Source organism: Streptomyces sp. URMC 127, assembly GCF_051386535.1.
In the GTDB taxonomy this organism is placed as follows: domain Bacteria; phylum Actinomycetota; class Actinomycetes; order Streptomycetales; family Streptomycetaceae; genus Streptomyces.
The window spans coordinates 1-15,053 of record NZ_JBPQTW010000177.1 but is presented as its reverse complement, the minus strand read 5'-3'; the positions used below and the strand labels follow the sequence as shown (position 1 = coordinate 15,053).

Annotated in this window: 11 protein-coding genes; all 11 read right to left on the bottom strand. The window is 69.4% G+C overall.

All coding sequences use genetic code 11. The annotated features are described in order from the left end of the window. Positions 1 to 212: 212 nt before the first annotated feature. The gene (locus tag ACSNOH_RS26820) at positions 213 to 1,244 is read right to left on the bottom strand and encodes an ABC transporter ATP-binding protein (RefSeq protein WP_436723996.1); all 1,032 of its coding nucleotides are present in this window, start codon (positions 1,242 to 1,244) and stop codon (positions 213 to 215) included. Further along, complete coding sequence (locus ACSNOH_RS26815; RefSeq protein WP_436723995.1) at positions 1,234 to 2,247, bottom strand: ABC transporter ATP-binding protein; 1,014 nt, start codon at positions 2,245 to 2,247, stop codon at positions 1,234 to 1,236. The genes ACSNOH_RS26820 and ACSNOH_RS26815 overlap by 11 nt, the downstream gene beginning before the upstream one ends. Before the next feature lie 11 nt (positions 2,248 to 2,258). Further along, a complete protein-coding gene (locus ACSNOH_RS26810; protein WP_436723994.1) occupies positions 2,259 to 3,260 on the bottom strand; it encodes an ABC transporter permease in 1,002 nt (333 codons plus the stop codon). Beyond that, complete coding sequence (locus tag ACSNOH_RS26805) at positions 3,253 to 4,176, bottom strand: ABC transporter permease (RefSeq protein WP_436723993.1); 924 nt, start codon at positions 4,174 to 4,176, stop codon at positions 3,253 to 3,255. Before ACSNOH_RS26805 ends, ACSNOH_RS26810 begins: the two co-directional genes overlap by 8 nt. 6 nt (positions 4,177 to 4,182) lie before the next feature. Beyond that, on the bottom strand, positions 4,183 to 5,805 hold the full coding sequence (locus tag ACSNOH_RS26800; RefSeq protein WP_436723992.1) for a peptide ABC transporter substrate-binding protein: 1,623 nt from the start codon (positions 5,803 to 5,805) through the stop codon (positions 4,183 to 4,185). A 187-nt stretch (positions 5,806 to 5,992) separates the two neighbouring features. Beyond that, positions 5,993 to 7,069, bottom strand: coding sequence for an ABC transporter ATP-binding protein (locus ACSNOH_RS26795; RefSeq protein ID WP_436723991.1), 1,077 nt, complete (start codon positions 7,067 to 7,069; stop codon positions 5,993 to 5,995). After that, positions 7,062 to 8,123: an ABC transporter ATP-binding protein gene (locus ACSNOH_RS26790; RefSeq protein ID WP_436723990.1), complete on the bottom strand. Its 1,062-nt coding sequence runs from the start codon at positions 8,121 to 8,123 to the stop codon at positions 7,062 to 7,064. The genes ACSNOH_RS26795 and ACSNOH_RS26790 overlap by 8 nt, the downstream gene beginning before the upstream one ends. A gap of 13 nt (positions 8,124 to 8,136) precedes the next feature. Next, positions 8,137 to 9,066, bottom strand: coding sequence for an ABC transporter permease (locus tag ACSNOH_RS26785; protein ID WP_436723989.1), 930 nt, complete (start codon positions 9,064 to 9,066; stop codon positions 8,137 to 8,139). A 32-nt stretch (positions 9,067 to 9,098) separates the two neighbouring features. Further along, positions 9,099 to 10,022, bottom strand: coding sequence for an ABC transporter permease (locus ACSNOH_RS26780; protein ID WP_436723988.1), 924 nt, complete (start codon positions 10,020 to 10,022; stop codon positions 9,099 to 9,101). Positions 10,023 to 10,206: 184 nt separating this feature from the next. Beyond that, on the bottom strand, positions 10,207 to 11,847 hold the full coding sequence (locus ACSNOH_RS26775; RefSeq protein WP_436723987.1) for a peptide ABC transporter substrate-binding protein: 1,641 nt from the start codon (positions 11,845 to 11,847) through the stop codon (positions 10,207 to 10,209). Positions 11,848 to 12,311: 464 nt separating this feature from the next. Next, positions 12,312 to 14,216, bottom strand: coding sequence for a translational GTPase TypA (typA, locus tag ACSNOH_RS26770; RefSeq protein WP_436723986.1), 1,905 nt, complete (start codon positions 14,214 to 14,216; stop codon positions 12,312 to 12,314). Positions 14,217 to 15,053: the final 837 nt, after the last annotated feature.

Sequence of the window (15,053 nt, the reverse complement as noted above, 5' to 3'; positions counted from 1 at the left end):
GGGGCCGAGCGCCGTCGCGGCGGAGGATTGTCGCCAGGCGACGACAACACCGCGAGCAGCCAGCCCCTTGCCGCAGGCAAGAAGACCCCGCCGCAACGGCGATCAACCACAACGGCGCAGCCCGGCGGTGCCCGACCGGCCCAGGTCGCACGGCACCGCCGGACACCCCGGCAGGGGCCGAGCGCCGTCGCGGCGGAGGGGCGGCACGGCCGTTAGTCGGGTGGCGGGCGTTCCTCGGCGTAGTGGCACGCCGACGGGTGGGATTCCGGGCCGGCGCCCTCCAGGAACCAGTCCGGGATTTCCAGCGCCGGCACCACGCGAGCGCATTTCTCCCGCGCCTTCCAGCACCGCGTGCGAAAGCGGCACCCGGACGGCGGGTGCGCGGGCGACGGCACGTCCCCCGACAAGAGGATCCGCTCGCGGGACTCCCGCGCCCGCGGGTCCGGCACCGGGACCGCCGACAGCAGCGCCTGCGTGTACGGGTGCGTGGCGTGCTCGTAGATCTGGGTGTCCGTGCCCGCCTCGGCGAACCGCCCGAGGTACATGACCGCCACCCGGTCGGAAATGTGCCGGACGACCGACAGGTCGTGGGCGATGAAGACGTACGCGAGGTCGAACTCGTCCTGGAGCCGTTCCATCAGGTTGACGACCTGGGCCTGGACCGAGACATCCAGCGCCGAGACCGGCTCGTCGGCGACGATGACCTCCGGCCGCAGGGCGAGCCCCCGCGCGATGCCGATGCGCTGCCGCTGCCCGCCGGAGAACTGGTGCGGGTAGCGGTTGATGTGCTCGGGGTTGAGGCCGACGACGTCGAGGAGCTCGCGGACCCTGGCGCGCCGGTCGCCCTTGGGCGCCGCTTCGGGATGGATCTCGAAGGGCTCGCCGATGATGTCGCCGACCGTCATCCGCGGGTTGAGCGAGGTGTACGGGTCCTGGAAGACCATCTGGATGTTGCGCCGGACGGCCTTGAGCGCGCGCCCGGACAGCCGCGAGATGTCCTCGCCCTTGTAGAGGATCCGCCCCGACGTGGGCCGTTCCAGGTGCACGAGGAGCTTGGCCACGGTCGACTTGCCGCACCCCGACTCCCCGACGATGCCGAGCGTCTCGCCGCGCCGCAGGTCGAAGGAGACGCCGTCGACGGCGTGCACGGCGCCCACCTGCTTGCGGAAGAGGACGCCCTGGGTGAGCGGGTAGTGCTTGACCAGGTCCCGCACTTCCAGAACGGCCTCGCCGTTACCCGGCATCGTCAAGGGTCTCCTTCCAGAAGTGGCAGGCGCTGGCGCGGCCGGGCGCGACGTCGTAGAGCGGCGGCCGGTCGGTGCGGCAGACGTCCCGGGCGCGCGGGCAGCGCGGGTTGAAGGGGCAGCCGGCGGGGATGTCGGTGAGGCTGGGCGGCAGGCCCTTGATGGCGTGGAGCTGCTTGCCCTTGTGGTCCAGGCGCGGGATGGAGCCGAGCAGGCCGGCGGTGTACGGGTGGGCGGGCGCGGCGTACAGGTCGTGGACGGGCGCGGTCTCGACGATCCGCCCGGCGTACATGACGGCGATCCTGTCGGCGACGTCGGCGACGACGCCGAGGTCGTGGGTGATGAGGATCAGCCCCATGCGGTACTCGCGCTGCAGCTCCGCGAGCAGGTCCATGACCTGGGCCTGGACGGTCACGTCGAGCGCGGTCGTGGGTTCGTCGGCGATGACGAGGTCGGGCTCCAGCGCCAGCGCCATGGCGATCATGATGCGCTGGCGCATGCCGCCGGAGAACTGGTGCGGGTAGTCGCCGGCGCGCTGCGCCGCGGCGGGGATGCGGACGCGCTCCATCATGCGGACGGCCTTGGCCCGGGAGTCCTTACGGGTCATGCCGTCGTGGACGGAGAACATCTCGCCGAGCTGGGCGCCCACGCTCATCACGGGGTTGAGGGCGGACAGCGCGTCCTGGAAGATCATGGAGAGTTTGGCGCCGCGGAGCCGGCGGCGCCGCTCGCCGCCCATGGTGAGCAGGTCCTGCCCGCGGAAGAGCACCTGGCCGCCGGTGACGTGGCCGGGCGGGGAGTCGAGGATGCCCATGACGGCCTGGGCGGTGACGGACTTGCCGGAGCCGGACTCCCCCAGCACGGCGAGCGTCTCCCCGGCGCGGACGCTGTAGCTGACGCCGTTGACGGCTTTGGCGACGCCGTCCCGGGTGCGGAACTCCACGTGCAGGTCGCGCACGTCCAGCAGGGGTGTGCCGGCATCCTTCGCGTCAGGCTCGTCCATCCGCCCGCTCCTCAGCGCAGTTTGGGGTCGAGGGCGTCGCGGACCGCGTCGCCGAGCATGATGAACGCCAGCACCGTGATGCTCAGGGCGCCCGCGGGCCACAGCAGCATGTGGGGGGCGTTGCGGATCTGGGTGGAGGCGTTGGAGATGTCGATGCCCCAGGAGACGGTGGGCGGTTTGAGGCCGACGCCCAGGAAGGACAGCGTGGCCTCCAGGGCGATGTACGTGCCGAGGGCGATGGTCGCGACGACGATGACGGGGGCGACGGCGTTGGGCGCGATGTGCCGCAGCAGCAGCCGGGTGCTGCCCGCGCCGAGGGCCCGCGCGGCCTGCACGTAGTCGTGCTGTTTGGCGGTGACGACGGCGCCGCGGGCGATGCGGGAGATCTGCGGCCAGCCGAGCAGCACGATGAAGCCGACGACGGGCCACAGGGAGCCGCCGGTGACGACGGAGAGGAAGACGAGGCCGCCGAGGATGATGGGGATGCCGAAGAAGACGTCGGCGATCCGGGAGAGCAGGGCGTCCCACCAGCCGCCGAAGAAGCCGGCCAGCCCGCCGAGCGCGCTGCCGAGGAGCGCGGCGCCGGCGGTGGCGCAGATGCCGACGGTGATGGAGGCGCGGGCCCCGTGGACGGTGCGGGTGTAGACGTCGCAGCCCTGCGCGTCGAAGCCGAAGGGGTGGCCGGGCTGGGAGCCCTCCTGGGCCTTGGCGAGGTCGCACGCGAGGGGGTTGCCGCTCGCGATGAGGCCGGGCCACAGGGCGATCAGGATCAGGAAGAGGATGATCAGCGCGGAGACCACGAAGACGGGGTTGCGGCGCAGGTCGTGCCAGGCGTCGGACCACAGGCTGCGAGCCTTGGCGCTGGCGGGCACGCCCGGGAGCGGGCCGCCCTCCAGCGTCTCGGCGTCGCTGGTGGCCAGCGAGGAGGCGCCGCCGGCGGCGGGGGTGACGGCCGTGCCGGGAGTGACGGCCGTGCCGGGGGCCTGCGGCTCGGCCGGATCGGGCTCAGGCATAGCGGATCCTCGGGTCGAGCACGGCGTAGAGGAGGTCGACGAGCAGGTTCGCCAGCAGGAAGACGATGACGAGGACGGTCACGAAGCCGACGACGGTGGGCGAGTTCTGCCGCAGGATGCCCTGGTAGAGCTGGAAGCCGACGCCGTGGATGTTGAAGATCCGCTCGGTGACGATGGCGCCGCCCATGAGCGCGCCGATGTCGGTGCCGATGAACGTGACGACGGGGATGAGGGAGTTGCGCAGCAGGTGCCGGGTGACGACGCGGCGGCGCGGCAGCCCCTTGGCGACGGCCGTGCGGACGTAGTCGGCGCGGGCGTTCTCGGCGATGGAGGTGCGCGAGAGGCGGGTGACGTAGGCGAGGGAGGTGAGGGCGAGGACGACGCCGGGCAGCAGCAGTTCCTCGAAGGGCGCCTCCGGGGAGACGGACGGGGAGACGAGCGCCCATTTGACGCCGAAGAGGTACTGCAGCACGTAGCCGCTGACGAAGGTCGGGACGGAGACGACGATCAGGGTCAGCAGGAGCACGGTGGTGTCGGCGGAGCGGCCGCGGCGCAGCCCGCTGAGGACGCCGAGGGTGATGCCGAAGACGATCTCGAAGAGGATCGCGGTGAGGGTCAGGCGCAGGGTGACCGGGAAGGCGTCGCCCATCAGCTCGGTGACCGGCTGCCCGTTGAAGGCCGTGCCGAAGTCACCGGAGAGGATCTGGCCCATGTAGTGGCCGTACTGCTTCCACAGGGGCTCGTCGAGGTAGAGCTCCGCGCGGATGCGGGCGGCGGTCGCGGGGTCGGGGGCCTTGTCGCCGAAGAGGGCGGCCACGGGGTCGCCCAGGGCGTAGACCATGAAGAAGATCAGGAAGGTGCTGCCGAAGAAGACCGGGACCATCTGGAGCAGGCGCCGGATCACGTACCGTCCCATGGACGGTCAGCCGACCTTGATCTGCTCGTAGACGGGGACGCTGAAGGGGTTGAGCGTGACGTCGGAGATCCGGTCGGAGTAGCCGGCGCTGCCGTTCTGGTACCACAGCGGGATGGCGGGCATCTGCCGGGCGAGGATCCGCTCCGCCTCGTGGAACCTGTCGTTGGCCGCGTCCTGGGAGCCGTCGGCGTTGGCCTCGTCGACCAGCTTGTCGAACTGCGGGTCGCTGAACTTCCCGTAGTTGGAGGAGGCGTCGGTGTAGTACAGCGGCTGGAGGAAGTTCTGGATCAGCGGGTAGTCCATCTGCCAGCCGGAGCGGAAGGGGTTGCTCAGGCGCTGCTCGGAAATCTGGTTGCGGAAGTCGGCGAAGGTGCCGACGGGGTTGACGATGCAGGCCTTGTCGTTGCCGAGGGCGCTGTTGATGCTGTTGCAGACGGCGTCCATCCACACCCGGTGGGAGCCGGTGTCGACGTTCGAGGTGAGGGTGATCCGGCCGCCGGGCAGGCCGCCGCCGTCCTGGATGAGCTTCTTGGCGGAGGCGGCGTCGAAGGTGCAGGCGTCGCCGCACAGGCCGGACTTGTAGCCGCCCTGGTTGCCGAGCGCCGGTGAGGTCCAGTCCGTGGCCGGGGTGCGGGTCTTCTGGTAGATCTGGTCGGTGATCTGCTGCCGGTTGATCGCCATGGACAGGCCCCGGCGGACCTTCTCCATGCCGCTCTTCGACCACTTCGGGTCGTACATGGGGAAGACGAGCGTCTGGATGATGCCGGCGGGCTGGTTGAGGTAGCGGTCGCCGAGGTCGGCCTTGGCGTTCTTCAGCTGGGTGCTCGGGATGTCGTCGACGAGGTCGAGGTTGCCGGCCTGCAGGTCGGTGTAGGCGGTGTTGTTGTCCGTGTAGACCCGCAGCTCCACGCCGCTGTTCTTGGCCTTGTCGTCGCCGGGGTAGCCCTCCCAGCGGGTGAGCTTCATCGCCGAGCCCTTGGCGTACGAGTCGATGGTGTACGGGCCGTTGCCGACGGGCTTCTTCAGCCAGGCCGCGTGGTCGTCGAAGAAGGCGCGGGGCAGCGGGGCGTAGGCGGTGTAGCCGAGGGTGTCGGGCCAGGTGGAGAACTTGGTGCGCAGCCTGACCGTGAAGGTCTTGTCGTCCTTGACGGCGAGCCCGGAGAGGGTCCTGGCGGTGGCGCGCCCGCTCGCGGGGTGGACCTTGTCGTAGCCGTCGACGTACTCGAAGAAGGAGGCGTTCTTCTGCTTGTTGTCGACGAGGGCCGCGTAGTTCCAGGCGTCCACGAAGGACTTGGAGGTGACCTTCTCGCCGTTGGAGAAGGTCCAGCCGTCCTTGAGGGTGATGGTGAAGTTCTGCTGGTCGGAGGTCTCGATCTTGTCGGCCAGCATGTTCTCGGCGGCGCCGCTGCGGGGGTCGTAGCGCTTGAGGCCGCGGAAGATCATCGCGAGCACCTTGCCGCCCTGGACCTCGTTGGTGTTGGCGGGCTCCAGCTGGTTCTGCGGGTCGCCCCAGGAGGCGCGGACGACGCCGGACCCGCCGCTGCCGCCCCCGCCGCACCCGGCCGCGGCCGCGGCGAGCACCACGGACAGGGCACAGACGGCCCACCTGGCGCGCGTGGCTCCACGCATGGAGTGCCTCCTCCGGTCCCGGGTGTCGCTTATCTCCAGATAACACCCGATACGGTGGCGTGCGGCGGCGCTACGGCGGCGCCCCGGGCCGAACCACACGAAAGGGCTCCCCCGGCTGACCGGGGGAGCCCTTCTGCGCCGGCGCGCGGCACCGGCTACGGCGGTGCCGAACCGCCGCCGCCGTACGCTACGCCGCGCTCACCACCGCCGGCTTCTCCTCCGCGAAGTGGCACGCCGATGCGTGCGCCGCCGGGGTGTCCTTGCCCTGGTAGAGCGTGGGCACGGCCAGCAGCGGCACCTCCTCCGCGCACTTGTCCTCCGCCTTCCAGCAGCGCGTGCGGAAGCGGCAGCCGGACGGCGGGTTGGCCGGGGAGGGCACGTCACCGGTGAGGATGATGCGCTCGCGGCCCTCGCGGGCCTCCGGGTCCGGCACCGGGACGGCCGACAGCAGCGCCTGCGTGTACGGGTGCGTCGGGTGCTCGTAGATCTCGGCGTCCGTGCCGATCTCCGCCATCTTGCCCAGGTACATCACGCCGACCCGGTCGGAGATGTGCCGGACGATGGACAGGTCGTGCGCGATGAAGACGTAGGAGAGGTTGAACTCGTCCTGCAGCCGCTCCATCAGGTTGATGACCTGGGCCTGCACCGAGACGTCCAGCGCCGAGACCGGCTCGTCACAGATGATGATCTCGGGGTTGAGCGCCAGGCCGCGGGCGATGCCGATGCGCTGCCGCTGGCCGCCGGAGAACTGGTGCGGGTAGCGGTTGACGTACTCCGGGTTGAGGCCGACGACGTCCAGCAGCTCCTGGACCCGCTTGCGCCGGTCGCCCTTGGGCGCCACCTCGGGGTGGATCTCGAAGGGCTCGCCGATGATGTCGCCGACCGTCATCCGCGGGTTCAGCGAGGTGTACGGGTCCTGGAAGACCATCTGGATGTTGCGCCGGACGGCCTTGAGCGCGCGCCCGGACAGCTTGGTGATGTCCTGGCCCTTGTAGAGGACCTCGCCGGAGGTGGCCGTCTCCAGGGTCATCAGCAGCTTGGCGACCGTGGACTTGCCGCAGCCGGACTCGCCGACGATGCCCAGCGTCTCGCCCTGGTAGAGGTCGAAGGAGATCCCGTCCACGGCCTTGACGGCGCCGACCTGCTTCTTGAGGATCAGGCCCTGCGTCAGCGGGAAGTGCTTGACGAGGTTGCGCACCTGGAGGATCGGCTCGCGCTGACCGGCCGCCTCGGTCTTGCCGGCCTCCTTGCTCAGCTCAGCCATGGATCGTTTCCTTCCAGAAGTGGCACGCGCTGCCGCGGCCGACGAGCTCGGTGCCGTCCTGCTCGGCCACCGGGTGCAGGGCCGGGACGTCCGCCCGGCAGACGTCCTGCGCCTTGGGGCAGCGCGGGTTGAAGGCGCAGCCGGTGGGGATCCGCAGGAGGTTGGGCGGCAGGCCCTTGATCGCGTAGAGCTCCTGGCCCTTGTGGTCCAGACGCGGGATCGAGTCCAGCAGGCCGCGGGTGTACGGGTGGGCGGGGCGCTTGTAGAGCTCGTGCACGGGCGCGGTCTCCACGATGCGGCCCGCGTACATCACGGCGATCTTGTCGGCGACGTCCGCGACGACGCCGAGGTCGTGGGTGATGAGGATCAGGCCCATGTTGTACTCGCGCTGCAGCTCCGCGAGCAGGTCCATGACCTGGGCCTGGACGGTCACGTCGAGCGCGGTCGTGGGTTCGTCGGCGATGATCAGGTCCGGCTCCAGGGCCATCGCCATCGCGATCATGATGCGCTGGCGCATGCCGCCGGAGAACTGGTGCGGGTAGTCGCCCACGCGCTGCTTGGCGGCCGGGATGCGCACCCGGTCCATCAGCTCGATCGCCTTGGCCTTGGCGTCCTTCTTCGACAGGCCCTGGTGCACCCGGAACATCTCGCCGAGCTGGTTGCCGACGGAGAAGACGGGGTTGAGCGCGGAGAGCGCGTCCTGGAAGATCATCGCCATCTTCGGGCCGCGCAGCTTGCGCCGCTCGCTCTCCGGGAGCTTCAGGATGTCCTGGCCGTGGAAGAGGATCTCACCGCCGGCCACCCGGCCGGGGGGCGAGTCCAGGATGCCCATGATGGCCTGGGCGGTGACGGACTTGCCGGAGCCCGACTCGCCGAGCACGGCGAGGGTCTCGCCGGCGTCGACGCTGTAGCTGACGCCGTTGACGGCCTTGGCGATGCCGTCGCGGGTCTTGAACTCGACGTGCAGGTCGCGCACTTCGAGCAGGGGCGCGGACTTCTTCGCGTCCTGCGGCACGGAGGCTGCCGCCCCTTCGGTCTTTTCGGTCGTGGTCATCGGGACGTTCTCCTCAACGCAGCTTCGGGTCGAGGGCGTCGCGCAGCCCGTCACCGACAAAGACAAATCCGAGCACCGTCAGCACGATCGCGGAGCTGGGGTAGACCCACAGGAAGTCCTTGACGCCGAGGAAGTCCCTGGCGGAGGAGATCATGTTGCCCCACTCCGGCACCTCGGGGCTCACTCCGATGCCGAGGAAGGACAGCGAGGCCTCGGCCACGACGGCGGTGCCGACGCTGAAGGACACGTACGACATCACGGCCGCGATGGAGTTGGGCATGATGTGGCGCAGGATGATGCGCGAGGTGCTCGCGCCCAGGGCCTTCGCCGCGGTCACGTAGTCCATCTCGCGCACGGACAGGATGCTGGAGCGCAGCAGGCGGGCGACCGTGGCCCAGCTGAAGACGGCCAGCGAGACGATGACGGGCAGCACGCCGCGGCCCATCACCAGGATGATCACGATCGCGCCGATGAGCAGCGGGAAGGCGAAGAAGATGTCGGCGACGCGCATGATGACGCTGTCGACGGCCTTGCCGAAGTAGCCGGACAGGGCGCCGAGGATGCAGCCGATCACACAGGCCAGGAAGATCGAGGCCAGACCGACGATGACGGCGATGCGGCTGCCGTAGATGATGCGGGAGAACTGGTCGCGGCCCAGGGCGTCGGTGCCGAACCAGTGCTCCCCGCTGGGGTCGGCCAGCGTGTTGCCGAGGTTCTGCGCGTACGGGTCGTGGGTCGCGATCAGCGGCGCCGCGGCGGCGACGACGAAGAGCAGGGCGACCAGGACGAGGCCGACCACGGCGAGCTTGTTCGCCATGAAGCGGTGGCGGATCTCGCCCCACTGGGTGATGCGGGCCGGTGCGGGCTCGGCGGTGTTGTTCGCGGCGGCGGTCGGTGCGGTCGCGGCGTCCGGCCCCTTGGCGCTCTCTGCGAGCTCAGTCATGGGTGACTCCTAGAACGGGTGTGACCTGGCGGTCAGCTGAGGCGGATCCGCGGGTCGAGCACCGCGTAGAGCAGATCGACCAGCAGGTTGAGCACGACGAAGACGGCTACGCCGTAGGTGACCACGCCGACGATGATCGGGTTGTTGCCCTGCTGGATCGCGGTGACCAGCGCGTAGCCCATGCCGTCCCAGTTGAAGATCGCCTCGGTGATGAGGGCGCCGCCGAGCAGGCCGCCGAAGGAGATGCCGATGTAGGTGACCACGGGGATGATCGAGTTCCGCATGACGTGCTTGAGCAGCACGGTCCGGCGCGGCAGGCCCTTGGCCACGGCCGTCTTGACGTAGTCCGCGCGCAGCACCTCCAGCATGGTGCCGCGCATCAGGCGGGCGACGAGGGCCGCGTCGATGATGGCCAGCGTGAACGCCGGCATGATCATCGAGTTGAACGACCCGTCGGAGATCAGCGGGAACCAGCCGAGGTTCACCGAGAAGGTGCTCTGCAGCACCATGCCGATGACGAAGCTGGGGAAGCCGATCGCGAAGGTCGTGAGCAAGGTGACCAGGACGTCCCAGAACGAATATCTGAACAAGGCCGCAATCAGGCCCGCGAGGACGCCGATCACCACGTCGATGATGATCGCCGCCACGGCCAGTCTGGCGGTGTTGCCCAGCTTGGGGCCGAGCACCTCCGTCACCTGGCGCCGCTGGGTGTAGTCCTCGCCGAGGTCACCCTTGACCAGATTGGACACGTAGTTGCCGTACTGCACGGCAAGGGGCTTGTCCAGACCGTAGCGTTCGCGCAGCTGCTGGACGACGGCGGGGTCACGCGCCTTGTCGCCGCCGAGCGAGCCGACCGGGTCTCCGGGGAGGACGAACAGGCAAGCGAAGAGGATGAGCGTCGCGCCGAAGAGGACGACCACCATCTGCCCGATCCGCCGGATCACATATTTGCCCACGATGTCTCCTTGACTTACTGCCGCCGTGGGGCGTTCGCCGTCGCCTCCGCTCCGGGGGAAGACGGGGAGGCGGCCGCGCACGGCCCGGCCGCGCGGGCCGGGACGTGCTGCAGGCGAAGGCCGCGGAGCCGCGAGCTCGCGCTCGGGGCCCCACGGTCTTCACGGCATGGCTGGAGGGTGACGGTTACTTGACGCCGATCTCGGCGAGGTTCGGGTCCTCGAAGAAGTCCAGCTTCGCGCCCGTGAACTTCTTGCTGTTCACCAGGCGGTACTGGGTGCGCTTCCAGGTCGGGATGACGGCCTGGTCCTCGTCGATCGCCAGCTTCTCGGCCTCGTTGTAGATCTTGGCGCGCTCGGCCGCGTCCTTGGTCTGACGCGCCTTCACCAGCAGCTCGTCGAACTTCGGGTTGCTGTAGCGGCCGCGGTTGTCGCCCAGCGCCTTGCCGTTGGCGTCCGGGTTGATGCCGCCGGTGGACAGCAGCGGCGAGAAGAAGTTGTCGGCGGTCGGGTAGTCGGCGGACCACGCCTGACGCCAGATGCCCTTGGCGCCCTTCTCCTGCTGCTTCTCCAGGGCCTCCTTGAACGGCAGGCCGTTGAGCTTGACCTTCACACCGAGCACGTCCTCGACCTGCTTGGCGACGGCCTGCACCCACTCCTCGTGCCCGGCACCGGTGTTGTAGCCGAAGTCGAGGGTGTCGCCCGGCTTGAGGCCGGCCTTCTCCGCGTACTCCTTGGCCTTGGCCTTGTCCTGCTTGACGCAGGAGGAGCACACGTCGGCCTTGTAGACCTCCTTGAAGTTCGGCGGCAGGAGAGCGGTGGCGGGCTCCTGCAGGCCCTGGAAGACACCCTTGGCGATCTCCGCGCGGTCGATCGCGTAGGAGATGGCCTTACGGGCGTCGGCCGAGTTCATCGGGCTGGTCTCGTTGAACGGCGAGATGTAGTTGATGCCCGCGACGTCCGACTTGAGCCACTCGCCCTGCGGCTCGTGCTTGGCCTTGGCGCCCGGCATCTGCGGGACCGGCATACGGGCCCAGTCGAACTGGCCCGACTCGAAGCCCTTGTACTCCAGGGTCACGCCGTTGTTCGGGTTGAGGATCGACAGCTCGACCTTGTCCAGCTTGGCCTTCTCCAGGCCGTAGTCGTCGTTGCGGACGAGCGTGATCTTCTTGTTGTGCTCCCACGAACCCTGCATCTTGAAGGGGCCGTTGCCGATGGGGGCGTCGTTGAACGACTTGTTGTCACCGGCGCCGGCGACCTTCGGCACGGGGCTGAAGGCCGGGTGGGCGGTCTTCTTGTCGAACTCGAAGTCCGGCGCGGACAGCTTCACCTTGAGGGTGTACTCGCCCTCGGCGGACAGGCCGGAGAACTTGTCGCTCGAACCGCCGTTGAGCTCCTTGTAGCCGGCGATGCCGTTCATGTGGTAGGCCACGTCGGAAGCAGACGCCTTGGTGGCGACGCGGGTCCAGCCGCGGATGAACGCCTCGGCGTTCACGGGCTCGCCGTTGGTGAACTTGGTGTCCTTCTTGATCTGGAAGGTCCACTCGTCACCGGTGTCGTTCGGCTTCGCGGACTCGGCCAGCTTCGCCTTGAGGGTTCCGTCGAGGTTCACGTCGTAGAGACCCACGAAGAGCTGACGGGCCACCAGCGTGCCCTCGGACTCCTGCGCGTTGATGGGGTCGATCGACTTCGGCTCCGTGATGCCCAGCCGGAAGGTCGCGCCGCCGCCCCCCTTACCACTGTCGTTGCTGCCGCCGCCACAGGCGGTCGCGGCCATCGCCACGACTATCGCGCCCACGACCCACTTGGCGCTCTTGGCACCGCGCATGGGTATGCCTCCTCAAGAGTCCACTTTTCACTACGAGAGAGGCGCCGGTCCCACGCTGACACCCCTGACAGCGGAGACGGAACCGGCACCTCGAGTGTGCTCGTGAGTCGGCGCTCCCCACAGCGCGTGACCCATTGACCCGAGCTCAATGAACCCAACTATTAAGTACGTCCGCCTTGTAAACCACACTTAAAGGGTCTCGCTTTGGTCACATCGAGCCCTCTCAGAGGTTCGAAAACCGGACAAAGCCAGCACAGACAGACAGCCGCGAAACGGACTGTTAACACAACTTCCGGTGCCGACCGGCCGCTATTCGGACAACCTTTGCAGCTGTACATGAATGTGGACTGACTGATTCCGGGTCGGGTGCGGGGGCGGCCCGGTGGCCCGGAAACGCCGGAGGCCCGGCCCCGCCGCGGGGAAATGCGGCGGAACCGGGCCTCTCGGAGCTCAGCTCGTGGACGTCAGCGCTTCGCGCGGGAAGCCGTACGGGCGCGGTCCTTCTGGTCCAGGACGACCTTGCGGATGCGGATCGCCTCCGGGGTCACCTCGACGCACTCGTCGTCGCGGCAGAACTCCAGGGACTGCTCCAGCGACAGCTTGCGCGGCGGAACGATCGACTCGGCGACATCGGCCGTGGACGACCGCATGTTCGTGAGCTTCTTCTCCTTGGTGATGTTCACGTCCATGTCGTCGGAGCGCGAGTTCTCACCGACGATCATGCCCTCGTACACCTCGGTGCCCGGCTCCGTGAAGAGGACGCCGCGCTCCTGCAGGTTCGTCATCGCGAAGGCGGTGACCGCACCGGCGCGGTCGGCGACCAGCGAGCCGTTGTTGCGGGTGACCAGCTGGCCGAACCACGGCTCGTGGCCCTCGTGGATCGAGTGGGCGATGCCCGTGCCGCGGGTGTTCGTCAGGAACTCCGTGCGGAAGCCGATCAGACCGCGGGACGGGACGACGAACTCCATGCGGACCCAGCCGGAGCCGTGGTTGGACATGTTGTCCATCCGGCCCTTGCGGACGCCCATGAGCTGCGTGACCGCACCCATGTGCTCCTCGGGCACGTCGACCGTGAGGCGCTCGACCGGCTCGTAGACCTTGCCGTCGACCTCCTTGGTGACGACCTGCGGCTTGCCGATGGTCAGCTCGAAGCCCTCGCGGCGCATCTGCTCGACCAGGATGGCCAGCGCCAGCTCACCACGGCCCTGCACCTCCCAGGCGTCGGGGCGCTCGGTGTCCAGGACGCGCAGCGAGACGTTACCGATCAGCTCGCGGTCCAGGCGGTCCTTGACCTGGCGGGCGGTGACCTTGCGGTCCTTGACCGCGGACTTGGCGTCCGCGCCCTTGCCCGTGCCGCCGCGGCCGACCAGCGGCGAGGTGTTGGTGCCGATGGTCATGGAGATCGCGGGCTCGTCGACCGTGATCAGCGGGAGGGCGACCGGGTTCTCCGGGTCGGCCAGGGTCTCGCCGATCATGATGTCCGGGATGCCGGCGACGGCGCAGATGTCACCCGGGCCGGCCACCTCGGCGGGCTTGCGGGTGAGCGCCTCGGTCATCATGAGCTCGGTGATGCGGACGTTGGAGATCGTGCCGTCGCGCTTGATCCAGGCCACGGTCTGGCCCTTGCGCAGCTCGCCCTGCTCGACGCGGAGCAGCGCGATGCGGCCGAGGAAGTTGTCGGCGTCGAGGTTGGTGACGTGGGCCTGGAGCGGCGCGTCCTCCTCGTACGACGGGGCCGGGACGTGCTCCAGGATCGTGGAGAAGAACGGCTCCAGGCTGGTGCTGTCCGCGGGGACGGTGCCGTCCTCCGGCTTGGTCAGCGACGCGATGCCGTCGCGGCCGCAGGCGTAGACGATCGGGAACTCGATCTGGTCCTCGTCGGCGTCCAGGTCGAGGAAGAGGTCGTAGGTCTCGTTGACGACCTCGTCGATGCGGGAGTCCGGGCGGTCCGTCTTGTTGATGCAGAGGATCACCGGCTTGCGCTGCTGGAGCGCCTTGCGGAGCACGAAGCGGGTCTGCGGCAGGGGGCCCTCGGAGGCGTCCACCAGCAGCACGACCGCGTCCACCATCGACAGGCCGCGCTCGACCTCGCCGCCGAAGTCGGCGTGGCCGGGGGTGTCGATGATGTTGATCGTGATCGGGTCCCCGCCGTCCTTGGGGTGGTACTTCACCGCCGTGTTCTTGGCGAGGATCGTGATGCCCTTCTCACGCTCCAGGTCGTTCGAGTCCATGACGCGGTCGTCGACGGAGTCGAGCTGGTGCGCGGCGAAGGCGCCGGCCTGCTTGAGCATGGCGTCGACGATGGTCGTCTTGCCGTGGTCGACGTGGGCGACGATGGCGACGTTACGAATGTCGTGGCGGGTGGGCATACTTGCGGCGCTTCTCCCGGAATCGTGGATGGCGGCGCGTACGGTCCGGCACGCGCGCCCGCCGGGCAGATCACGCCGCGGCCACTTCCATGGTACGGGCCCGCGCCGACTTCGGCTGCCGCAGGCCTCCCGGGGGGCCGGTGACCTGCGGTTTCGCCTTTCGGGGCGGGGGGATCCGCGGCAGCGGAAGCGGTTTCCGGCGCCCGCCGAAAAAACCCGCCGCCACGGCGAGAAACCCCCACCGGCAAGCCCGGCGGTGCCGGGCGGACTGCCGCCGGCTCGGCACCGCCGGACACGGCCGTGGTGGCTGATCGCCACCGCGGCGGAATAAGGGTCGGCCCTCGCCGAAAAGGATCCGCCGCCGCGGCGAGAAACCCCCACCGGCAAGCCCGGCGGTGCCGGACGGACTGCCGCCGGCTCGGCACCGCCGGACACGGCCGTGGTAGCTGATCGCCGCCGCGGCGGAACAGGGATCGGCCCTCGCCGAAAAGGATCCGCCGCCGCGGCAAGAAACCCCCACCGGGAAGCCCGGCGGTGCCGGACGGCCTGCCGCCGGCTCGGCACCGCCGGACAGCGCCACGGTTGCTGATCGCCGCCGCGGCGGAACAAGGGTCGGCCCTCGCCGAAAAAACACGCCGCCGCGGCGAGAAACCCCCACCGCGAGGGTCCGGCGGAATGCCCCCGGGCGGGGAGCCGTACGTCGTCAGCCGGCCGCAAGGCGGCCCCGTGTCGCGCCGCCGCCGAAGGTTACCGGGAGGAGCCCGGCCAGGATGATGCCGCCGAGGAGCGCGCCGCCGAGGGCGCGGGCGGGGGCCGGGGTGGCGGGGTCGTAGCGGG

Bases quoted from the DNA above. Each gene is read 5' to 3' on its own strand.
- ACSNOH_RS26820 (WP_436723996.1), bottom strand. From the start codon at position 1,244: ATGCCGGGTAACGGCGAGGCCGTTCTGGAAGTGCGGGACCTGGTCAAG.
- ACSNOH_RS26815 (WP_436723995.1), bottom strand. From the start codon at position 2,247: ATGGACGAGCCTGACGCGAAGGATGCCGGCACACCCCTGCTGGACGTG.
- ACSNOH_RS26810 (WP_436723994.1), bottom strand. From the start codon at position 3,260: ATGCCTGAGCCCGATCCGGCCGAGCCGCAGGCCCCCGGCACGGCCGTC.
- ACSNOH_RS26805 (WP_436723993.1), bottom strand. From the start codon at position 4,176: ATGGGACGGTACGTGATCCGGCGCCTGCTCCAGATGGTCCCGGTCTTC.
- ACSNOH_RS26800 (WP_436723992.1), bottom strand. From the start codon at position 5,805: ATGCGTGGAGCCACGCGCGCCAGGTGGGCCGTCTGTGCCCTGTCCGTG.
- ACSNOH_RS26795 (WP_436723991.1), bottom strand. From the start codon at position 7,069: ATGGCTGAGCTGAGCAAGGAGGCCGGCAAGACCGAGGCGGCCGGTCAG.
- ACSNOH_RS26790 (WP_436723990.1), bottom strand. From the start codon at position 8,123: ATGACCACGACCGAAAAGACCGAAGGGGCGGCAGCCTCCGTGCCGCAG.
- ACSNOH_RS26785 (WP_436723989.1), bottom strand. From the start codon at position 9,066: ATGACTGAGCTCGCAGAGAGCGCCAAGGGGCCGGACGCCGCGACCGCA.
- ACSNOH_RS26775 (WP_436723987.1), bottom strand. From the start codon at position 11,847: ATGCGCGGTGCCAAGAGCGCCAAGTGGGTCGTGGGCGCGATAGTCGTG.
- typA (WP_436723986.1), bottom strand. From the start codon at position 14,216: ATGCCCACCCGCCACGACATTCGTAACGTCGCCATCGTCGCCCACGTC.